The sequence below is a fragment of the Kitasatospora sp. NPDC033851 genome (genome assembly GCF_055576085.1).
In genome coordinates, this window is the sequence record NZ_JBVIRL010000060.1 from 1 (window position 1) to 20,172 (window position 20,172).

The 20,172-nt window shown below is 72.7% G+C and carries 18 protein-coding genes and 1 pseudogene; 8 read left to right on the top strand and 11 right to left on the bottom strand.

Going from position 1 to position 20,172, the window contains the following annotated elements:
• Positions 1-236 precede the first annotated feature (236 nt).
• Positions 237-3,539, top strand: a complete 3,303-nt coding sequence (locus ACZ51D_RS42320) for an AfsR/SARP family transcriptional regulator (protein ID WP_465665647.1) — start codon at positions 237-239, stop codon at positions 3,537-3,539.
• 65 nt (positions 3,540-3,604) lie between these two features.
• On the opposite strand, the gene ACZ51D_RS42325 is transcribed toward ACZ51D_RS42320, so the two are convergent.
• The 4 genes from ACZ51D_RS42325 to ACZ51D_RS42340 all read right to left on the bottom strand — a co-directional run bounded on the left by ACZ51D_RS42325 (position 3,605) and on the right by ACZ51D_RS42340 (position 8,729).
• Positions 3,605-5,083, bottom strand: a complete 1,479-nt coding sequence (locus ACZ51D_RS42325; protein WP_465623860.1) for an alpha/beta hydrolase — start codon at positions 5,081-5,083, stop codon at positions 3,605-3,607.
• A gap of 501 nt (positions 5,084-5,584) precedes the next feature.
• Positions 5,585-6,421 carry a phytanoyl-CoA dioxygenase family protein gene (locus ACZ51D_RS42330; protein ID WP_465623859.1) on the bottom strand — a complete coding sequence of 279 codons (837 nt, stop codon included), beginning with the start codon at positions 6,419-6,421 and terminating at the stop codon, positions 5,585-5,587.
• 138 nt (positions 6,422-6,559) lie between these two features.
• Positions 6,560-7,732 (bottom strand): serine hydrolase domain-containing protein, encoded by a 1,173-nt coding sequence (locus tag ACZ51D_RS42335; RefSeq protein ID WP_465623858.1) that lies wholly within the window; start codon positions 7,730-7,732, stop codon positions 6,560-6,562.
• 157 nt (positions 7,733-7,889) lie between these two features.
• A complete protein-coding gene (locus ACZ51D_RS42340; protein WP_465623856.1) occupies positions 7,890-8,729 on the bottom strand; it encodes a TrmH family RNA methyltransferase in 840 nt (279 codons plus the stop codon).
• 496 nt (positions 8,730-9,225) lie between these two features.
• Here ACZ51D_RS42340 and ACZ51D_RS42345 point away from each other — a divergent pair, with 496 nt between their 5' ends.
• The 3 genes from ACZ51D_RS42345 to ACZ51D_RS42355 all read left to right on the top strand — a co-directional run bounded on the left by ACZ51D_RS42345 (position 9,226) and on the right by ACZ51D_RS42355 (position 12,221).
• Positions 9,226-10,137, top strand: a complete 912-nt coding sequence (locus ACZ51D_RS42345) for a pirin family protein (protein ID WP_465623855.1) — start codon at positions 9,226-9,228, stop codon at positions 10,135-10,137.
• Complete coding sequence (locus ACZ51D_RS42350; protein WP_465623853.1) at positions 10,134-11,390, top strand: MFS transporter; 1,257 nt, start codon at positions 10,134-10,136, stop codon at positions 11,388-11,390. The genes ACZ51D_RS42345 and ACZ51D_RS42350 overlap by 4 nt, the downstream gene beginning before the upstream one ends.
• Positions 11,391-11,546: 156 nt before the next feature.
• Positions 11,547-12,221, top strand: coding sequence for a TetR/AcrR family transcriptional regulator (locus ACZ51D_RS42355; RefSeq protein ID WP_465623852.1), 675 nt, complete (start codon positions 11,547-11,549; stop codon positions 12,219-12,221).
• On the opposite strand, the gene ACZ51D_RS42360 is transcribed toward ACZ51D_RS42355, so the two are convergent.
• From ACZ51D_RS42360 to ACZ51D_RS42380, 5 genes and pseudogenes are all read right to left on the bottom strand, one after another.
• On the bottom strand, positions 12,172-13,677 hold the full coding sequence (locus ACZ51D_RS42360; RefSeq protein ID WP_465623850.1) for an amino acid permease: 1,506 nt from the start codon (positions 13,675-13,677) through the stop codon (positions 12,172-12,174). The genes ACZ51D_RS42355 and ACZ51D_RS42360 overlap by 50 nt on opposite strands.
• Positions 13,678-13,922: 245 nt before the next feature.
• Positions 13,923-14,819, bottom strand: coding sequence for a polysaccharide deacetylase family protein (locus tag ACZ51D_RS42365; RefSeq protein ID WP_465623849.1), 897 nt, complete (start codon positions 14,817-14,819; stop codon positions 13,923-13,925).
• Between the two features lie 222 nt (positions 14,820-15,041).
• Positions 15,042-15,530, bottom strand: a complete 489-nt coding sequence (locus tag ACZ51D_RS42370) for a hypothetical protein (protein WP_465665649.1) — start codon at positions 15,528-15,530, stop codon at positions 15,042-15,044.
• A 283-nt stretch (positions 15,531-15,813) separates the two neighbouring features.
• On the bottom strand, positions 15,814-15,954 hold the full coding sequence (locus ACZ51D_RS42375; RefSeq protein WP_465624007.1) for a hypothetical protein: 141 nt from the start codon (positions 15,952-15,954) through the stop codon (positions 15,814-15,816).
• Positions 15,955-16,023: 69 nt separating this feature from the next.
• Positions 16,024-16,259, bottom strand: a pseudogene (locus ACZ51D_RS42380) (NUDIX hydrolase); the annotation flags it as partial.
• A 203-nt stretch (positions 16,260-16,462) separates the two neighbouring features.
• On the opposite strand from ACZ51D_RS42380, the gene ACZ51D_RS42385 reads away from it, so the two are divergent.
• The 4 genes from ACZ51D_RS42385 to ACZ51D_RS42400 all read left to right on the top strand — a co-directional run bounded on the left by ACZ51D_RS42385 (position 16,463) and on the right by ACZ51D_RS42400 (position 18,180).
• The gene (locus ACZ51D_RS42385; RefSeq protein WP_360502583.1) at positions 16,463-17,059 is read left to right on the top strand and encodes a TetR/AcrR family transcriptional regulator; all 597 of its coding nucleotides are present in this window, start codon (positions 16,463-16,465) and stop codon (positions 17,057-17,059) included.
• A complete protein-coding gene (locus ACZ51D_RS42390) occupies positions 17,056-17,403 on the top strand; it encodes a nuclear transport factor 2 family protein (RefSeq protein ID WP_465623846.1) in 348 nt (115 codons plus the stop codon). Before ACZ51D_RS42385 ends, ACZ51D_RS42390 begins: the two co-directional genes overlap by 4 nt.
• Positions 17,400-17,711: a TfoX/Sxy family protein gene (locus ACZ51D_RS42395; RefSeq protein WP_465623845.1), complete on the top strand. Its 312-nt coding sequence runs from the start codon at positions 17,400-17,402 to the stop codon at positions 17,709-17,711. Before ACZ51D_RS42390 ends, ACZ51D_RS42395 begins: the two co-directional genes overlap by 4 nt.
• A 118-nt stretch (positions 17,712-17,829) precedes the next feature.
• Positions 17,830-18,180 carry a hypothetical protein gene (locus ACZ51D_RS42400; protein WP_465623843.1) on the top strand — a complete coding sequence of 117 codons (351 nt, stop codon included), beginning with the start codon at positions 17,830-17,832 and terminating at the stop codon, positions 18,178-18,180.
• Positions 18,181-18,206: 26 nt separating this feature from the next.
• Here ACZ51D_RS42400 and ACZ51D_RS42405 read toward each other — a convergent pair whose 3' ends face one another.
• Entirely contained in the window at positions 18,207-19,460 is a 1,254-nt protein-coding gene (locus tag ACZ51D_RS42405; RefSeq protein ID WP_465623842.1) for a sensor histidine kinase, read from the bottom strand.
• Positions 19,457-20,074 (bottom strand): winged helix-turn-helix domain-containing protein, encoded by a 618-nt coding sequence (locus ACZ51D_RS42410; protein ID WP_465624002.1) that lies wholly within the window; start codon positions 20,072-20,074, stop codon positions 19,457-19,459. The genes ACZ51D_RS42405 and ACZ51D_RS42410 overlap by 4 nt, the downstream gene beginning before the upstream one ends.
• Positions 20,075-20,172: the final 98 nt, after the last annotated feature.

Genomic DNA, 20,172 nt, shown 5'->3' on the forward strand with positions numbered 1-20,172 from the left:
TCCCCGAGCACGGTCTCGGTCTCCTCCGTCACGCCGAGATCCTACGACCCCAAGTACGTCATCAGGTCCGTAAGTTATTAATCGTCAGCTCCCTGGTGTCAGCTGCCCCGTCTCACATGGTTTTGACCGTCCGTCAAGTGATCCTGACTGGTTGCCTGGCGCCCCGCGCTCGGCGCCGCCCAGGCGTCGGGATAATGATCTTGATTGGTCGGTGGTGCTGAGCGAGGGGTGGGCGGGTGCGGATCAACGTTCTGGGGGCGCTACAGGTCGTCCGGGGTGAGGACGGGACGGCCCTCGAGATCGGCGGAGCGCGGCTTCGGCTGCTGCTGCTCCGGCTGACGCTCGATCCAGGGCGCGTGGTCACCCGGGAGCGTCTGGTGGACGACCTCTGGGGGGACGCCCCGCCGGAGGAGCCGGCCGGTGCCCTGCAGTCCCTGGTCTCCCGGCTCCGTCGGGTGTTGGGGACCGATCGGTCCGTGGTCGGCTCGCACCCCGCCGGGTACCTGCTCGACCTGCCCCGGGCGAGCGTGGACGCCTGGGACTTCGAGCAGCGGGTGGCGGCGGGGCGGGCTGCGCTGGCGGCGGGCGGGTTCACCGAGGCGATCGCGCTGTTGGGCGGGGCGCTGGAACTGTGGCGCGGGGCACCGTTCGCGGACGGCGAGGGCGCCGGGTTCACCGCGGCGCCGGCGGCCCGGCTGGCGGAGCTGCGGCTGTCGGCGGTCGAGGACCGGGCCGACGCCCTGCTCGCCCTTGGCGAGGTCGGCACGCTGCCGCGGCTGGTCGCCGAGCTCACCGGGCTCTGCGTCACCCACCCGCTGCGCGAGCGGGCCGCCGTCAGGCTGATGCGCGCGCTCCACGCGGACGGACAGCAGGCCGCGGCGCTGGAGGTGTTCGAACGGACCCGGCGGGCGCTGGCCGAGGAGCTGGGCGCCGACCCGTCCGCCGAACTGCGGGATGCTCACCTGCGGGTACTGTCCGGCGCACAGTCGCCTCCGCCGAGGCCGGCCCCCGTTTCCACCGGGAACCCCGTCGGCCGTGCGGCACTGCCGACCTGGCTCACCGCTCTGATCGGCCGCGACGAGGCACTGACGGCGGTCCGGGAGCGCCTGCGTTGCTCCCGCCTGGTCACCCTGACCGGGCCGGGCGGTGTCGGCAAGACCCGGCTGGCGGTCGCGGCCGTGGCGACCGCGCCGCCCGCGACGGACGTCCGGCTCGCCGAACTCGCGGGTGCCGACGGCCCGGACGCGGTGGCCCGGGTCGTGCTGGCAGCCGTCTGTCGACCGGCGGAGGCCGGGGTGCTGGCGGGCGGCCTGCCCGCCGGCGATCAGTCCGGGGACCCCGTCGAGCGGATCGTCCGGGCCCTGGAGGGGCGTGACGTCCTGCTCGTCCTGGACAACTGCGAGCACCTGATCGAGGATGCGGCCCTGCTGGCGCACCGCCTGCTGGCCGCCGCGCCCCGGCTCAGCGTGCTGGCCACCAGCCGCGAACCGCTCGGTGTCCCAGGCGAGGTGCTCTGGCCGGTGGCGCCGCTCGCCGTACCCGCACCCGGCTCCACCGCACAGGAGGCGCTCGCACACCCGGCCGTCGCCCTCTTCGTCGAGCGGGCCGCCGCGGCCCGTCCCGGATTCGCCCTGGACCACGACACCGTCGAGCCGGTCGTCCGGATCTGCCGGGAGCTGGACGGCCTGCCGCTGGCCCTCGAACTGGCGGCGGCCCGGCTGCGCGCCCTGAACCCCGGTCAGGTCGCGGCGCGGCTGCACGACCGGCTCCGGCTGCTGGACCGGGGCTCCCGCACCGGCCCCGACCGGCACCGCACGCTGCGCGCCGTCGTCGACTGGAGCTGGGAGCTGCTGGACGAGGACGAGCGCGTCCTGCTGCGACGGCTCTCGGTGTTCGCCGGCGGGGCGACGCTCCCCGACGCGCACCTGGTCTGCGCCGGCGACTGGCCGCACGGGCCGGCGCCCGACCCGACGGCCGTCGAGGACCTGCTGTCCTCCCTGGTCGACAAGTCCCTGGTCGACAGATCCCTGGTCGACAGGTCCCTGACCGACATGTCCCTGGTCGCGGCCGTCGACCGGGAGCCGGGGCTGGTGCGGTACCGGCTGCTGGAGACGGTCCGCGCGTACGCCGCAGAACGGCTCGTCGAGGCCGGCGAGGACGGCCCGACCGGCGCCGCCCACCTGCGCCGTTTCGTCGAGCTCGCCGAGAACGCCGAACCCCTGCTCCGGACGGACCGTCAGATCTCCCTGATGGCCCGGCTCGACGCGGAACAGGGCAACCTGGACGCGGCGCTGCGCCGGGCGGTCGCTGTCGGCCCGCCGGAACACGCCCTGCGGCTGACGGCCGCCCGGGCCTGGCCCTGGCTGATGCGCGGTCAGGGCCGTGAGGCCGGTGCGTGGACGTCCGCCGTCTTCGCTGCGCACGGCTTCGGCGCGCCGCCCGGTCTGGAGCAGGCACACGCCCTGTGCGTGATCCTGGCGCAGCTCACCTCCCCGTTCCGGGAGCCCGGCGACACCGTGATCCCGCCGGAGGCGATGGGCGGGGCGTTGGTCGCGGCGCAGCGGGCCGAGCACCCCGTCGCCCTGGCCGCCGCACTGCTGCTCGCCATGGCGGGGCCGCCGGACGCAGTGGGCGCCACGGCGCAGCGGTACGGCGAGCACCCGGACCGGTGGATACGCGCCGCCGCCCATCTGGTGCTGGGCCGGATCGAGTTGGGCGCGGGCCGGATCGGGCGCGCCGAGCACTGTCTGCGGACCGCCGTGGACGGATTCCGTGTCCTGGGCGACCGCTGGGGCCTGGCCCTGGCGCTGGTCACTCTGGCCGCGCTGCTGTCGGTCACCGGCGCGGCCGAGGAGGCGCTCGCGGCGCTGGCGGAGGCCGGTGAACGGGATGCCGAGATGGGGGGTTCCGGCGAGGCGCCGCTGTCGCTGCTGCTGTCGGGCCGGCTGCGGGCGCGCTGCGGCGAACCGGCCGCAGCCCGAGTGGACCTGGAGCGCGCGCTGGCCGCCGCCGAACGTGACCGGGACCGGCATCTGCAGGCCGCCGTCGGCTACGCGCTCGGTGAACTCGCCCGGCGCACCGGCGACTTGGCGACGGCGCTGGACCGCCAGCAGGAGACACTGCGGCGGCTGGAGCGGCTGCCCGCGACCGGCCCCGGTGCCCCGGCGCGGCTGCACCTGCTGGCCCTGCTGCACACCGGCCTGGCCCGGACCGAGCAGCGGCGCGGCGCGCCGGACGCGGCCGACCCGCTGCACCGCCGTGCCCTGGAACTTGCCGCGGACAGCGGCGACCAGCCGGTGCGGGCGGACGTCCTGGAGGGGTACGCCGAGTACTGCCTCGCGCTCGGCCAGGCGGCGCGCGGTGCGGCGGCTCTGGGCGCGGCGTACGGCCTGCGCGGGGCCCATGACGTGGGCGACCCGGAACTGCGGGCCATCCTGGACGGCTGCGCCGAGGCCCTCGGCGAGTCCGGTTTCCGGGCCGCCTGGGAATGCGGCCGGGCGTTGTCGCGACCGGAGTCGCTACTCCTGGAGGCCGGCTGACCGGCTCTCCGGAGCGCGTCCGGCGCGCCACCCTGGGTGGGTGGCGCGACAGGGCGGATGTGCGATCAGCCGCTGAACGGCGGCTGGGTGGGTGCGCAGACCGTGCCGGAGGCGGGGAGGGCGCCGTCGATCAGGTAGCGGGTCTCGTGCCGGGCGGCGCAGTCGCTGGGGTTGGCCAGCACGGTGTGGCCGTAGCCGTCGACGGTCAGCAGCTGCGCGCGGGCGAGCGAGCGGGCCATCGCGTGGGACCCTTCGTACGGCATGGCCGGGTCGCCGGTGTTGGCGACCACCAGGATCGGCCGGGCGGTCGGGTGGTTCCAGGGGCCGTCGTAGCGGTCGCGGTCCCGGGCGGGCCAGTCGGCGCAGCGCTCGTCGGTCCAGGCGAAGTACGGGCCGGCCTCGCCGGAGCGGGCCCGGGCGTACGCGGCCAGGGCCGGGTAGTCGGCCCGGGCGGGCGGGTAGGCACTGTCCGAACAGGCCACCGCGAGCGCCTGGTCCGGCGACCGGTGGAGGACGGGCGGCAGCGGGGTGCCCGGCGGGGCCGGGGCCTCGGTGGCGGCCCACAGCGCCTGGAGGGTTGCGCCGAGCCGGGTCCAGCCCGTGCCGGGCAGGTTCGGGACGGGGTTGGCGGCGTAGAGCGAGAGGATCGTCGCCTCCACGGCCGAGCCGGCGGTGAAGGTCACGCCGCCGACCGCGACCGGCCGGGTGCGCAGCCGCTGGAGCAGCTCGCCGTACCTGGCCCGGGTGGCGGCAGCCGTTCCGGCGGAGAAGGAGCAGGTCCGGGGGCCGGCCTGGCCGCACTGGTCGAGGAAGGCGTCGAGGACGCGGTCGGCGGCCACGTCGCTGCCGTTGCGCAGCAGGGGGCCCGTGGTGGTGGCCTGGTTTCCGTGGCCGGTCGACCAGGCCACCGGGTCCGGGGCGCTGTCGAGGACCATGGCGCGAACCCGGCCGGGGAACAGGTTGGCGTAGGTGGCGCCGAGGTAGCTGCCGTACGAGGTGCCCAGGTAGGTGAGCTGCCGGTCGCCGACCGCCCGGCGGAGCAGGTCCATGTCGCGGGCCACGTTGGCGGTGGAGATGTGCGCCAGCAGGGCGGGGTTGCGGGCCGCGCACTGCCGGGCGAGGCGCTGGTAGGCGTCGGCCCAGGCGTTCTGTTGGTCCGCGCCCTCGGGGTAGCCGGCGGCCGTGCCGGCCAGCAGGGCCTGCTCGTCGGCCGGGTCGTCGAAGCACTGGACGGGTGCGCTGCCGCCGGTGCCGCGCGGGTCGAAGCTGACGATGTCGAAGCGCTTGAGCACCTCCTCGGGGAACTGGCCGAGCATCAGGGGCAGAGCCACGGTGCCGGCCACGGCAGGGCCTCCCGGGTTGTAGAACAGCGAGCCGATCCGATGGGCCGGGTCGCCAGCCGGGTGCCGGATGACGGCGAGGTCGATCCCGGCGCCGCGCGGATCGTGGTGGTCGAGCGGGACGCGGGCGGTCGCGCACTCGAAGCCGTCCGTGCACGTCGCCCAGGCGAGTCGCGGTACCGGGGCGGTGTCCGGCGCGGCCACGGCGGTCCCTGGACACACCGCGGCCAGGAGCGCGGCCGCGGCGGCTCCCGCGCCGAGCCGCCACGAGGCCACCGACCGTCGGACTGCAGCACGGGAAGCCCTGGGCCGGCGTGGGTCTGCCGGGGGGCTGGTGGGAGGGGAGGTGCGAGTCACGTGAGTGCCCTTTCGTCAACGGGCCGGACAGTCGCGCGCTCCTGTGTCGCGGCGTACCGCCCGGCACATCCGACAGTTCCGCACCTCACTGGCAGAGCGCTGGCATCCCGCTGGCAGCGGCTCGGGCACCGTCCGCCAGGGCGGTGGCAGGGCGGGGCAGGGCGGTGGCCACCGCCTACGCCCTGGCAGCCGCGCTGCCCCCACCCGGAGACCCCCGGCCGCCCTGCCTGCCCTCCTCACTCGCGAGGACGACCCTGTGACACGTACCTGCCTGGTTCTGGCGATCGGCCAACTCGCCTGGGAAGAAGGCAATCCGGCAGCCTCCACCAGTGGCCGGTGGTTCGGCGGCTATTGCCGGCCCAGGGGTGGCTGCCCCTGCCGAGTCGTTGAGCCGCTGGTCTGGCGCAGTCCGAGCCGCACCGCGCGTTCGACCGGTGTGTACGCGCCATCGGTGCGGTCGAGGTCGAGCGGGGCGGCCGAGTACAGCGGAGGCTGAGCGAGGAACCTCGCCTGGGTGCCGCGGTTGGGCTGGGCGGCGTGGATCAGGAACGGGTGGCAGAGGTAGACGTCTCCGGCTCGCCCGGTGGCGAGCGCCGGCGGGCGGTCAGGGGCATCAAGCTTGCCCGCGGTGTCCATGGTCCGGCAGAGCTCCATCCCGTCGATACCGCGTTCGCCCGCCGGCTCCAGGAAGGCGGGAACGTCCAGGTGCGAGCCGACCTTGATCCGGGTCGGCCCGTGGTCGGCGTCGACGTCCGAGAACAGGAACAGCATCAGCAACGCCCGCTCACGGGAGCGGAGGTTGAGCCAGTAGCCGGTCTCCCCCTCTGGCGTGTAACTGGCATCCATGTGCCACCCGGTGTCGCCGGGATCGTCAGGGTGCGGAAAGCGAATGGGAAAAGTGCCCAGGCCGATACGCGGCAACCAGCGGCCCGGGCCGACCAGTTGGTCGAACGCACCGTGCAGGCGCTCGGTGGTCGCGGCGCGCTGGAACGGCGCCTGCGCGTATCCCCACAGCCTGACCACCGGTTGGGTCCAGGTGGCGGGATCGTCCGGATCAAGACCGGTCTCGCGCCACAGGAACGCCCGGCACTCATCGGCCAGCGACCGGGAGAATGCCTCTTCGAGGTGGATGAAGCCATCGGAAACGAATCGGTCGATCTGATCCGACGTCAGAACATCTCGCATGCTGCTACTTTCCATCGCAGTCGGTGGACGGCTAGTGGGTTTCCGGTGCCGCGCAGACCGGCGCTGCATGGCACCGCCGACCCGTTCGGCCACGTCCGGGAGCCGGCCGGGTGTCCGGCCGGTCGCCGCTTGTTCCGGTCAGGATGTCGGTGCCCGGCCGACGTGCCGGTCGGCGAGGTCGACGCCCGGGGCGCGGCCGTGCTCGTCCTCGGGGTCACGGTCGACCAGGCCCGCGTAGTGCTCGAGCGCGAATCGGACGATGGCATGGCTGCCGGGGATGCCCTGCGGCCCGGCGTTGGAGGCGGACACGACGGCGAAGTCGCGTTCCGGCGCCAGGAGCAGTTCGACGAACTGACCGAAGGCCGAGCCGCCTTGCCAGACGGTGCGTACCTGATCGATATCGCGCAGGACCCAGCAGGTCCCGATCGCGTCGGCGAGTGCGCTGGAGCGCACGGTGCCGGGTGGTTCCCTCATCTGCCGCAGCGAGTCGGCGGGGAGCAGGCGTTCGCCACGCTGCGTCCGACCGTCGCCGAGATGGAACCGTGCCCAGCGCAACAGGTCGGCAGGCGAGGAGGACAGGCCCCCTCCGGGGCTGTTCGCGCGGGTTCCGTTCCGGCGTCGCGAGACCGCCGACTTTCTTTCTGCGTCTGTTGTGTGTCCGGCGGCGAAGCGCCACCTCGGCACGTCGCCGGATGCGAAGAGGGAGTCTTCGAGTCCTAGGGGGTCGAGGACGAACTCGGCGATGGCTTGCTCGTAGGGCATCCCGCTGACCTTCTCGATCACCCGTCCGAGCAGGTTGTAGCCGGCCTGACTGCAGGAGGCCCGCTCCTCGGGTGCTGCCAGGAGCGGCAGGTCTATCCGCCGGGCCACCTCGGCGGCCAGGGCGTCGTCGCCCTCCGCGGTGTCGAGGACCGGGCCGCGGTCCGGTCCGGCCGTGTGGTTGAGCAGGTCCGACACGGTCGTCTGCACGGCGGCCTGCTCGTCGGCGAGCCGCAGCTGCGGCACGTAGCGGCGCACCGGCGAGCCGAGGTCGACCAGCCCGTCCTCGACCAGCCACATCAGGGCGGTCGCGGTGAACGTCTTCGTCACGGACCCCAGGGCGAACACGGTGTCCCGGGTGACCGGCAGGGGGTCGTCGACACTCGTCACACCGTGGCAGGCGAAGGTCTCCTGGCCGTTCGCCCACACCGCCACGGCGACACCGGGGATCCCGGACCCGGTCGCGGTGGCCTCGACGAAACCGGCCAACGCACTGTCGGGCGGCGCCAGGCCGGCATCGCCCCCTGTCGTGCCAGTGTCGTTCACGGTCATCTCTTCCTCCTCGGGTGGCTGGTCCAACCGGGCCTGCGCCTCGGACACACCGGGGCGGCGCAGGTCGTAGCACCAACGCTAGGAGGGGTGACGGTGAGTCGACCCGACCCTTCGAGGAGCGCTTTGGTCGGGTCGAAGGGGCCGGGAGGGGTATAGGTCAGGCCGGGCGGTTCACGGCGGCGAGCCGCTGCCGCGAAGCCTCGTACAGCACGGCGGTCGCGGCGTTCGCCGCGTTCAGAGAGCTCGCCGAGCCGCTCATCGGAATGCTGACCGTGTGGTCGCACAACTCCCGCCAAGCGCTGCTCAGCCCTGACGTCTCGTTGCCGATCAGCAGCAGCACCGGCTGGGTGAAGTCGAAGTCGAAGACGTCGCAGTCACCCTTCTCGTCGGTGCCGACCAGGGCGATCGGCTGCCCCTCGGCCCGCTGCTCGCCGACCCAGGCCATCACGTCGTCGGGCGACGGCACGCGCACGGCGGGCAGTGCGAACAGGGATCCCGTACTGGCCCGAACCGCCCTGGGGTCGTATACGTCTGCGGCATGGCCCGAGACGATGAGCCCGTGCGCACCGAAGGCGTCCGCGGACCGGATGATGCTGCCGATGTTGCCGGGGCTGGTCGGCCGGTCGAACAGGACACCCAGGAAGCTGTTCCCGGCCCGTCGCAGCCGACTCAGATCGTCGGCCGGCATCTCCACCACGGCGACCATTTCCGGCGCGCTCTCGTTCTTCTCCCCCAGATCCGCCAGCATCTCGGGTGCCATGGCGATCTGTTCGGCGTCGAGCGTCCGCAGCAGTTCCTGCGCCCATCGGGACAGCTTCCGCTTGCAGTCGAAGATCAACGCCCGGACGGGCCAGCCGTACTGGACCGCCAAGGAGATCGGACGTACGCCCTGGACCAGGAACTCTCCCGCCCGCGTCCGCTTGTTGCGGTTGCCGAGCAGTGATTCCCACTGCTGGAAGCGCGCGTTGCGCGACATGATCCGCTGAATCGCCGGCACCTGACCCCCCAAGTCGACCGCCATCTGCAGTGCGCTCCACCCCGACGGAGTCCGCACCAGCACCTCTCGACACACTACACCCCGCAAGATCATGACCGGCCCGTGGCGGCGAGTGCGCAGAAGCAGTGCTGACGGCAACTCAGACCCTGAACTCGCGTGCGTCGCCCGTCGATGCCGACCGCTGCGGGCGAAGTCGCCGACATGCTGCGGCCACGGGAGAGAAGCACGACAGTGCGTGTCTGTTGCCGTTTCGATCCTGAGAGGTGGCGGCCGAGCGGAGGTCTCGGACGGGTGACTGCGACGGCTGCCGAGCACGAGCGCAGGGCCTCTTGGTACTCCCAGTGGTGTCGAAGCCGACGAGCGCTCCAGGAGGCGCTGTTGTCCCATCGGTACGCCGCCGGGGGAGGGGTCGGATGAATCTGAACCGTTCAGTTCAATTGATCAACCAGACGGTTCAGTCTTGACTCTGAACTGGATCGTGTAGTTCAGTTGGGGCATGACGACGACTCAGCTCGCCGCGGCCCAGGCCGCCCCCGTCCGTTCGACCACCACCGTCCGTTCGACCACCACCGTCATCGATCCCGTGCACACCTTCGAGGGCGCCGGTTTCCCCGTCCGCCGCCCGTTCCCGGTGGCCGAGCTCCCGATGCTCGACCCGTTCCTGATGGTCGACCAGACCGGTCCGCTGCTGCTGGCCCCCGGCGAGGCCAAGGGTGCCCCCGCCCACCCGCACCGCGGGTTCGAGGCGGTCTCCTACCTCATCGAGGGCTCGATGGACTGGGCCGACTCGACCGGCCGGCGCGGCACCAGCGTCGCCGGCGAGGTCGAGTGGCTCACCGCCGGTGCCGGCATCGTCCACTCCAACGAGCCGACCGCCGAACTGCTCGCCCACGGCGGCCGCCAGCACATGCTCCAGATCTGGGTGAACCTGCCCGCCCGGCTGAAGGACCTCCCGGCCCGCAGCCAGAACCAGGGGCCCGACACCATCCCGGTGGTGCACACCGAGGACGGCAGCCGGGTCAAGGTGATCGCGGGCCGCAGCCACGGCGTGGCCGGACCCTTCGAGACGCACCTGCCGGTCCTGCTCGCGCACGCCGTGCTGGCCGCCGGCGGGCGGGCCGAATTCACCGTGCCGGTCGGCCACAACGCCGCCGTCTACGTGCTCTCCGGCGCCGTCGAACTGCCCGACGCGCCGCTGGCGGACGGCCAACTCGCCGTACTGGCGCACGACGGCGAGCGGATCGCCGTCGCCGCGCCGGACGGCCCGGCCGAGGTACTGGTCCTGGCCGGCGAGCCGATCGGCGAGCCGGTGGCCCGCGGCGGCCCGTTCGTGATGAACACCGCGGCCGAGCTCCGGCAGGCCCAACTCGACTTCTCGAACGGAAAGTTCGGGAGGATCCCGGCGTGAGTCCGGGAGTGCTGGACACGGCGGCAGGGGCGGGCACGCGCTCGGCGCAGCCGCCGACGGGCAGCGCCGGCCGGGGCGTACAGGGGTCGCTCCGGACCGGCTTGCTGCTCGCGGCGGTCGCCGCCCCAGGAGCGGCCGGACTCTCCAGTCCGAGCCTCGTCCTGCCCGCCATCGCGCGGGAGCTGCACACCAGCCCCGACTCCGCCGCCTGGCTGATGAGCGGCTACGGGCTCGGCATGATGCTCGGCACCCCGCTGCTCACCGGCACTGCCGGGCGGCGCGGCCCCCGGGCGCTGCTGCTCGCCTCCGCGGGGGCGCTGCTGCTCGGCGTGCTGGTCACGCTCGCCGCCGGGGCGGCCCTCGGCCCGCTGGTCGCCGGGCGCGCTCTGCTGGCGGTCGGCGCCGCCGGATTCAACGTGGCCGCCTTCCAGCTGGCCGCGCGCCAACCGGACGGACGGACCTCCGGGGTCGTCGCGATCGGCAGCGCGGCGGGCGGCACTGCCGGGCTGTTCATCGGCGCGGCGGTGGCGGCCGGGCTGGGCTGGCGGGCCTGCCTGCTGCTGCCGGTGCTGACCTTCGCGGTGCTGCCGGCCGCACTGCGCGGGTGCGCCGGACCGGAGCCGGCGCCGGGCACGGGTGCGGAGGCGGAGGCGGCCCGGGGCATGGGTGCGGGTGTGGGTGTGGGTGTGGAGCCGGCGCGGGGCGCGGGCGCGGGTGCGGCGTGCCGCTCGTTCCTCGGCCTGGACGCCCTGGCGGTGCCGCGCTTCCGGGCCGTCGCGGCGGTGATGCTGGTCCTGGCGACCGTCAACTTCGGCCTGGTGTACGGCGCGCCCCGGCGGGCCGCCGCGCTGACCGGCTGGAGCGCCGTCCAGACCGGCGCCGTCGGCTCGCTCGCCACCCTGACCGGCGCGCTGCTCTCCTGGTCGCTGGTGCGCGCCGCGCCCCGGCTGGGCCTGCGGCGGACCACCGGACTGCTTGTCGGCGTCTCGTTCGCCGCACTCGCGCTCGCCGCGTTCGGCCCCTGGACGCCGCTGGTGCTGCTGGGCGCCGGGGCCAGCGCCTGCGTCACCGCGGGCGGCCAGGGCGTCCTGACCGGCGCCGCCGCCGAGGCCGTGGCGCCGCAGCGGCGGTCGGAGGCGATCGGGCTGTTCAACCTGGTGTTCCTGCTCGGGGCGGCGCTCGGCCCGCAGCTGGCGGTGTTCGGCGAGCGGATCGCCGGGCTGGGCCCGTACGTCGCCTCGCTGGTGCACTGACCGGACGCGCCGCCGAGTGCCGCCGGGTCGCCCGTACACCGGCCGGAGTGCCGGCGGAGTCGCCGCCGGGCCGGGCGCCAGGAGTACCGACCGAACCGTTCAGTTTCCTATGCTGGTCCGTACCGTCTCCCCCCGAGCACCCCGAGGAGAACCCCGATGGCCGCCGACAGCCCCCAGCCGACCGACGAGTTCGGCATCCCGATCATCCCGAGCCCGGTCGACGCCGCCCAGCGGCGCCGGCAGGCGATCATCGACGCGGCCCTGGCCGAGTTCCTGAAGGAGGGCTACTCCGCCGCCTCGATGGACGCCATCACCGCGCGCTCCGGTGTCTCCAAGGCGACCATCTACAAGCACTTCGGGAACAAGGAACGGCTCTTCCTCGCGGTGATCGGCGGCATACTGCCCACCACCTACGAGGACCTCAAGCCGTGGAACTCCACCATCGCCGAGGCCGACGACCTGCGCTCCGCACTGATCACGCTCACCCTCGACTGGACCCGCATCCTGCTGCGCCCCGACATCATGTCGCTGCGCCGGCTGGTGATCGGCGAGATCGACCGCTTCCCGCAGCTGGGCCAGCTCTGGTACCGGGTCAGCTACGACATGAACAACGGCCCGCTGATCGAGGCCTTCGCCGAACTGGACCGCCGCGGCGTGCTCGCCGTGGAGGACCCGGCGCTGGCCGTGCAGCAGCTGGTCGCCTGCACGGTGGGCGTGCCGCAGCTGGTGCGGACGTTCAGCCCGGAGGCCGAACTGGACGAGGCCGAGATGCACCGGATGATCAGCTCCGGGGTCGACTTGTTCCTGGCACGGTACGCGCGGGAGCAGTGACCACGGCGACGGCGGGCCCGGCGGCCAGCCGGCGACGGCGCCGCCGCAGCCCGGCCACCAGCAGCAGCACCGCCGTCCACGCGCCGGTGCAGAGCACCTGGCTGCGGCTGCCCGGGTCCACCAGCATGAACACCAGCACCCCGGCCATCGCCGCCAGCGCCAGGTAGCCCAGGTACGGGAAGCCCCGCATCGGGGCCGCCTGCTGCGGCCCGCGCTGCTGCTCCGGCCAGTGCTCCTGCTGCGGCCCGTCCGTGCGCTGCGGCCGGCCGTGCAGCCGCAGGTGGGAGGCGGCGATCAGGATCCAGACCACCAGGATCGCCGTCCCGATCGAGTTCAGCAGGAACGGGAAGACGGTCCGCGGCCACAGCAGGCTGAGCACCACCGACGCGAAGCCGAACGCGGCCGAGGCGAGCACGGCGCGGCCGGTGCCGGTCGGGGCAGCCGAGGTGCCGGCCGCGTCGGCCGAGCCGTCGCCGCCGCGGTCGGCCGACCGGCCGCGGCGGGTCAGCAGACGTGGGGCGTCGCCGCGGGCGGCGAGGGCGTGCAGCATCCGCGAGGAGCCGTAGATGTTGGCGTTCATCGCTGACAGCAGGGCCACCAGCACGACGGCGTTCATCAGCTGCGCCGCGCCCGGCACCCCGATCCGGCCGATCGCCGCCGCGTACGGGCCGCCGGCGACCGCCGGGTCGTCCCACGGCACCACGGCGACGATCACCGCCATCGAGCCGATGTAGAACAGCGCCACCCGCCACAGCACCGTGCGCACCGCCCGGCGCACCGCGGCCACCGGGTCCTCGCACTCGGCGGCGGCGATGGTCACCGTCTCCAGCCCGCCGTACGCGAACACCGCCGCGATGGTGCCCACCGCGACCCCGTGCCAGCCGTGCGGCAGCAGGCCGCCGTGCGCGGTCAGGTTCTCCGCGGCCGGCGTCCGGCCGGTGAGCACGGCGGCGGCGCCGAGCAGGATGAACGCGCAGATCGAGGCCGCCTTCACCCCGGCGAACCAGAACTCCAGCTCGCCGAAGTGCCGCACACCCGCCAGATTCGTCCCGGTGAACAGCGCCATGAACGCCGCCACCCACACCCAGGCCGGCACCTGCGGCAGCCATCCCGCCACGATCCGGGACGCCCCGATCGCCTCCGCGGCCACGCTCACCACCAGCAGCGCCCAGTACATCCAGCCGGCCAGCAGCCCGGCCCACGGCCCCCAGGCGCGGGTGGCGTGCGCGGCGAACGACCCGGAGCCGGGGCGGGCGGCGGACATCTCGCCGAGCATCCGCATGACCAGCACCGTGAGCACCCCGGCCACCACGTACGACACCACGATCCCGGGCCCCGCCGCGGCGATCCCGACGCCGGAGCCGACGAACAGCCCGGCTCCGATCGCACCACCCAGCGCGATCATGGCAATGTGGCGCTGTCTCAGCCCACGACTGACCGACCGGTCCTCGGACATCACGTCTCCCCCCGTTGTGATCCAACCGGGGGAGATCCTGGCCCCGACCGCCCGTCGTGATCAAGTCCTCCGGCCGGTCCGACCGAGGCGTGGACACCCGTCGACCGGAGTGCGGGACGGCCGTCGGCCCGGCCCCGGGGTGAAATTCCCCAGCCTGCCGGTGCCTCGCCACGCGCCGGCGAAGGCCGGCTGACCACCGCGGCCGATCAGCGGCCCGTCACCGCACGTGTGAGGGGCCGGATCGCTCATCCGAAGCTCGTGCCCCGGGACCAGACGTGCTGGACCGTTCGATAGTCGATCACGGCTATGTCCTCCTGGTGGAGAACATCACGGGCTTGCTGCGAAGTCAGGAACTCGTAGTCCGTCCGACGCACGGGCCGGCCACCGTCGACGGCCTGCGACTCCTCGTCGCCCAGACTGGGATGCACCGCCCACTCATTGAGTCCAGCCGGCAGGTCGCGCAGCAGTCGAACGAATCCGGCCGTCTTTCCTTCGATGCTCAGGGAGAAGCTGTCCAGGAAGTCGTTGTCGGTGACCGGAAGCCCGCGTTCGCGCATCGTCCGGCGCCCTGGTTCGAGCCAGACCCGGACCGCGAGGCCGTACTCCGCGGCCAGCACGACGGTCAGGTCGAGGATGTCGTCGCGGCCGCCATCGGCCAGGCAATGGAAGTCCAGGTGGGTCGGCGTGAGCCCGGCGTCGGCGACGGCGTTGATCTGGGCGCGGAACTCGAGTTCGATCTCATCGAGTCGGGCCTGGCCGAGCAAGGCCGCCCGTCCGGCGGGCGACGGCGAGAACAGCTCGCCTGCGTGGTCCAGCAGTGAGGGGACTCGTTCCTTGGCGGTCAGCGGCCCCCACGGGAAGCCGGGCATCTCGCACACCAGGGTGAGGTGGATTCCGAACGGGATCCGAGGGCGTCGGCTGAGCATCTCCATGGCCTGCGGCGCCGCGGGACACGGGACCATCAGGCTGCACGAACTCGCGATGCCCTCTTCGATCGACTCGATCACCGCCGCGTTGATCGCCGGATACATCCCGAAGTCATCGCAGTTGACGATCAACAGCCGCGCACCAGGTGGGTACCCCAGTAACTGACTCGACTGCTCCGCAGGCGCGACGGCCGCGGGATTGGTGGTTTCATCCATGTCCGCAGTCTGAGACCCAGCCGGAGGTCACGCACCGGAATATGCCTGCCCCGAGGCGACACCACCGTCAACTCTCGTGAACATCCACGAGCTTGCCGATCACCAACTGACGAGCGAGCCGTCCTTCACCGACGCCGCCGGCACCGCCGCCCGGGCGGCGGTGCCAGGCTCCTACTCGGCCCAGTTCAGCGAACTGCGGAGGCGCGTTCTCTCGATGCCGCGTCAGGCGGCTGCCTCAGCTGACTCCGGTGACGAAGTGCGGCGCCCGCGCGAAGAGTGCCAGGTGCGCCAGGTGCGCCAGAGAAACACCGGCCAGGCAATTGCTGCCGCCAGACCGCCAACGGCAAAGGCCGTCACCAGCAGGTAGGAAGAACCGCCCCCCGTTGAAAAGACTCCGCCAGGGGCACCGGAGTCCAGTGCTGCGGCCGTCCCGCCGATCCGCATGGAATCCGGTCCGTCGTAAAGGAGGACGTCCGTGCGCGTGGAAGCGTCGTCCGCCGCCTTCCAGCCGCCGTAGAAGTCGCAGGACCCGTGGCTGCAGGACTCCCGGACGGCAGTGAACGTCCCGACGACTCCGCTGCCGCTCTGCGCCTTCCAGGCCGGTACGAGATCAGGCGCGGCCTTGGCAATGCCGACGAAGGCTATGAAGGGCAAGCCGATCCAGAGGAATATCGACATGCGCCAGTGACGCTTTGCGGGGGAATCGCTCATGATCGTGGAGCCTACGATGGGGGCCGGTTTTCGTAAAACCCTTTCAGTCGCGCAACTCGCGCAACTCCCCCCCAAAAAAGGCATATTTCGCCCTTCGTATTCATGGCGATGAGGCCAGCCTCACTCGGGTACCTCGCCCTGAATACCGTCCCGCAACGACGGTGTGGACTTCACATCTCCTCGGCAACGGCTGGAGCAGCATGACGGCGAGCCGACCCGGCCCCGGGTGCCCGGGACCGGCGGCGTCGTGACCCGGGTGAACGGGCGTGGCAGGCGTGCCGCGCTACCTACGGGAGGCGCGAACCGCGCCAATGACGATCGCGATCGGGAAGGACACCAGGAAGAGCGTCACCGCAGGCCAGAGCGGATCGCCGTTGACGACTGCGTTCATGAGCGTGCGGACACCGGCACTGATGGCATGCATGCGCGTATCGTAGCGCCACCGCCGCCCCGGCCCTGGCGGAGCGCCAGGGCCGGGGCGGCGGTGTGAGCCGGTGCCCGCCGTGGTGACGAAGGGGCCGTCCGGGGCGGCCCGTTGCAGGGGCAGGATGGTCTTGCCATCCGTGATGCGTCCGTCGCGGACCATGGCGAGGGCGCCGGCGAAGGGAAGTTCGAGGACCTCGATGTCCTTGCCGTCCTCCTCGAGGCCGCCGCCCTTTCCGGTGCGGTGGGCCTGGGTGTAGGGGCGGCGTAGAAGTGCAGCCGCTCGGTGACCGAGCCGGGCCGCGCCGCGGCGGCCCGCACCACACCGAGGGCCTCGATCCGGTGCAGCTCCAGGTACAGGGTCGCGTGCTCAGTCCCGATTGCCGAGGACAACGCTGTCGGCGACCTTCCGTGGGGTCGGTTGGTGGGCCTGGTGGAGTTGCCCGGGAGCGACTGGTCGGGCCGGCGTGCTATTTTTTGTGAGCAGTCGTTCAACTACGGAGGTTTCGGTGGGCCGCAGACAGCTCTGGGATCAGGCGGAGGTACTGGCCTCCGCCATGCGACTGTTCCGCCACCGGGGTTACCTCGGCGCCTCGCTGCGGGACATCGAGGAGGCGACCGGGCTGCACCCGGGCAGCCTGTACCGGGTCTTCGAAAGCAAGGACGGCCTGTTCCGCGCTGCCCTGGACGCCTACAACGACCAGGTGGTGCAGGGCCGGGTCCGGGTCCACCTCCTGGAACCGACTGACCCCGTGGCGGGCATCCGGTCGTTCTTCACCTCGGCGTTCGAGACCGGCCTCGATCCCGATCCGGGCTGTCTGCTCACCAACACCGCCGTGGAGTCCTTCACCGTTCCACAGGCCACCGCCGGAGTGCGCCGAGGGCTGGACGTGATCGAGTCCGGCTTCGCCGACGCGCTGACGCGGGCCCGCGCCCTGGGCCTGCTGTCGGCGGATCTGGACGTCGAGGTGTCGGCAGCCCGGCTGCTGGCGCTCTATCAGGGGCTCCTGGTGCTGGTCAGAGCCGGCACGCCCCACACGAAACTGCACACCATCACCGATGGCGCGATCGCGTCGATCGGCCCCATGAAAGAGGGACAGCGATGAGTGACTCACAGCAGCTCTGGACGAACTATGCCGCGTGCTGGTCGGCCGACCCCGGCGAGCGGCTCGCCGCCCTTCGCACGGTCGCGGTCGAAGACGTCGCCTACCGGGACCCGGGCACGGAGGTCAGCGGGCTGACCGAGCTGGCCGCCTACATGACCGGATTCGCAGGAGCCTTCCCCGGGCACCGGTTCCGCATAGACGAGGTCCTCGACCACCACGACCGCTCGCTCGCACGGTGGACCCAGCTCGGCGAGCAGGACGAACCCGCCATGGCGGGCGTGAGCACCGCGCTCCACCGCGACGGCCGACTCGCCGACATCACCGGGTTCTTCCTCCCCGCGTGAGCGGATCTCGCAGCCTCGCCGAGTACGTCGCCGATCAACTGACGCCGCTCGGCGAGGTCACCATCCAGCGCTACTTCGGTGGCTGGGCACTGCGCAGCCACGGCAGGCAGTTCGCCATGGTGATGGACACCCTCTACCTCCGCGTCGACAGCGCGGCCCGCTCTTCCCACGCGAATTCCGGATCCAAGCCGTTCACCTACCACGCCGCAGGCCGCGAGGTGGTGGTGCACTCCTACTACAGCGTCCCGGTGGAGGCGATGGACGATCAGGCTGAGCTGTGCTCCCTGGCCCGCACGGCACTCCGCTGATCAGCCGATCCGTTGCTGTAACCCGCCTGGGATGTCTCAGGGAACGGCCCGTCCACTGTCGGCGGTTTCTAGGGATCGTTGCAACACGTGGTCGGTTTGATCAGGCGGCGAGCAGTTTATGCAGGCGCTCGGCTGGGGTTTCCCAGCCGAGCGTTTTGCGTGGGCGGCGGCCCCGATCCCGTTCCGCAACTTCGTCGCCCAGGCCCGCCTGCGGGTCAGCCGCGAGGAGATGTTCCAGGCACCCGCCGGTACACCGGACGGCACGCTCGACGGGACGCCGCTGACTCGCGAACAGGTCATCCGGACACTGGTCGAGCGCTCCTTCGACTCCTTCTCGGCGCAGGACCTCCCGGCCATGGGCGAGGCCTGGGAACGCCACGTCGCCGGTGATGCGGGCCTTCGAACCGGCCCGCTTCACCGGCGACGTGGTTCCTGCTCGCTCCGACCTCGGCGCTTGGCCGACCGGTAGGGATGGTCGGGCCGGGTGGGGCCGGCTCAGGTGTCGGTGTGCTGGGGCAGCAGCAGCTCGGCCAGCGTCCCGCCGCGGGGGGCCGGGGAGAGCTGGGCGGTGCCGCCGTGGAGTTCGGCAACCCAGCGGACGATGGCGAGGCCGGTGCCGGTGCCGGTGCTCGCGGGTCCGGTGACGCGGCGTTCGAAGACCCGGGCGCGGTCTTCGGCGGGGATGCCGGGGCCGTGGTCCCGGACGGTGATGCGTCCCGGGGTGACGCTCACGTCGACCGGGGTGCCGCCGCCGTGGCGCAGGGCGTTCTCGACGAGGTTGCGGACGGCCTGGGCGAGCAGTTCGGGGTCGCCGTTGACGATGGCGGCCTCGGTGGTCAGCGTGACGCCGGTGTGGTCGGGGAGTTCCTCGACGGTCTGTTCGACGAGCTGGTCGAGCCGTAGCGGGGTCAGCTCGATTTCCTGGGTGCCGGCTTCGACGCGGGCGCGGGCCAGCAGGCCGGTGACCAGGCGGCCCAGGCGGTCGACCAGTCGGACGGCCTCGTCCAGGGCTGCGGGTGCCCGGGTCGGCGTGGTGCTGCCGCCTTCGACCACCAGCCGCAGGGTGGCCAGCGGGGTGCGCAGTTCGTGTGCCGCCTCGGCGAGGAACTGTTCCTGCTGTTCGAGCCCCTGCAGGGCGGGTCGCATGGCCCGCCCGGACAGGAGGTGGCCGACCGCGGCGGCGGCCAGCACCAGGGCCGCGCAGCCCGCGGCCAGCCAGTGCAGCAGTCGGGTGTGGGCGGCCAGGCTCCGGGCGGGGTCGGCGCCGACCAGGACGGCGGCGCCGATCCTGTCGTTGTCCCAGACAGGGGCCGCGGCCCACTGGTATTCCCGGCCGTCGACGTCGGCGCTGACCAGGACGGTCTCCTGGTCGTGCTGGACCTGCTGCCAGATCTCGTCCAGCGCCGCCTGGCCGGGAAGGGCGGTGGGGGAGTCGCGGGCGTAGCGGATCTGCGGCCGGGCGTGTTCGGGTGCCTGGAGGACGCCGAGCATCTCGGCGCTGCGGGCCAGGTCGTCCTCCGACAGCGCGTCGAGGTGCAGGACGCCGCCGTCGTAGTACATCGTGCGGGCGAGCCCGTCCGCCCGGTGGCTGACGCCGTTGTCGAGTTCGTCCGTCCGGGACCGGCCGTCGGTGCGCACCGCGATGACGGCGAGCACCAGAAGGCAGGCGGCGGTGGTCGCGGCGAACAGCAGGGTCATCGCCCAGCGGGCGCGGTGCAGGCGTGCGACGGCGGGAGTGCGCGTTGTCACAGGCCCGGGGCCTGGTCGTCGATGCGGTAGCCGACACCGCGCACCGTCCGGATGAGTTCGGGCGGGCCCAGTTTGCGGCGCAGTTGGCCTATGAGGACGTCGACGACGTTGGAGAGCGGTTCGGCCTGCTCGTCCCAGCAGCGTTCGATGAGGTCGGTGCGGGTGACCACGTCGCCGGCCCGCAGCATCAGGACCTCCAGGACGGAGAACTCCTTCGCGGTGAGGGTGAGGAGCACGCCCGCTCGCCGTACCCGGCGGCGCGGCAGGTCGAGTTCCAGGTCGCCGACCCGCAGCTCGGGCAGCCGTGCGGGCTGGCCGCGACGGCACAGGGTCCGCACCCGGGCGCTGAGTTCGGCGAAGGCGAAGGGTTTGACGAGGTAGTCGTCGGCGCCGTGCTCGAAGCCGGCCACGCGGTCGGTGACCGCGTCCAGGGCTGTGAGCAGGAGGACCGGCAGGGTGGAGCCCCGCCTGCGCTGGGCGGCGAGGAGGGTGAGCGCGTCGCCGTCGGGCAGGATGCGGTCGGCGATGAGGCAGTCGTAGGTGTTGACCGCGAGCTTGAAGTCGGCGTCGGCGAGATCGCCGGCGAAGTCGACGGCGAAGCCGGCTTCGCGCAGGCCTCTGAGATGTGGTCAGCCATCCATGATCAGGCCGGTGGTGGCGAGGCATCCGTCGATGAGGTGAGGGCGGTACTGGAGTCTCTTCAGGCTGCGTT

Coding starts and splice junctions, on each gene's coding strand:
- ACZ51D_RS42330 (WP_465623859.1), bottom strand. CDS start 6,421: ATGCGAGATGTTCTGACGTCGGATCAGATCGACCGATTCGTTTCCGAT.
- ACZ51D_RS42335 (WP_465623858.1), bottom strand. CDS start 7,732: ATGACCGTGAACGACACTGGCACGACAGGGGGCGATGCCGGCCTGGCG.
- ACZ51D_RS42345 (WP_465623855.1), top strand. CDS start 9,226: ATGACGACGACTCAGCTCGCCGCGGCCCAGGCCGCCCCCGTCCGTTCG.
- ACZ51D_RS42355 (WP_465623852.1), top strand. CDS start 11,547: ATGGCCGCCGACAGCCCCCAGCCGACCGACGAGTTCGGCATCCCGATC.
- ACZ51D_RS42360 (WP_465623850.1), bottom strand. CDS start 13,677: ATGTCCGAGGACCGGTCGGTCAGTCGTGGGCTGAGACAGCGCCACATT.
- ACZ51D_RS42365 (WP_465623849.1), bottom strand. CDS start 14,819: ATGGATGAAACCACCAATCCCGCGGCCGTCGCGCCTGCGGAGCAGTCG.
- ACZ51D_RS42370 (WP_465665649.1), bottom strand. CDS start 15,530: ATGAGCGATTCCCCCGCAAAGCGTCACTGGCGCATGTCGATATTCCTC.
- ACZ51D_RS42375 (WP_465624007.1), bottom strand. CDS start 15,954: ATGCATGCCATCAGTGCCGGTGTCCGCACGCTCATGAACGCAGTCGTC.
- ACZ51D_RS42390 (WP_465623846.1), top strand. CDS start 17,056: ATGAGTGACTCACAGCAGCTCTGGACGAACTATGCCGCGTGCTGGTCG.
- ACZ51D_RS42400 (WP_465623843.1), top strand. CDS start 17,830: ATGCAGGCGCTCGGCTGGGGTTTCCCAGCCGAGCGTTTTGCGTGGGCG.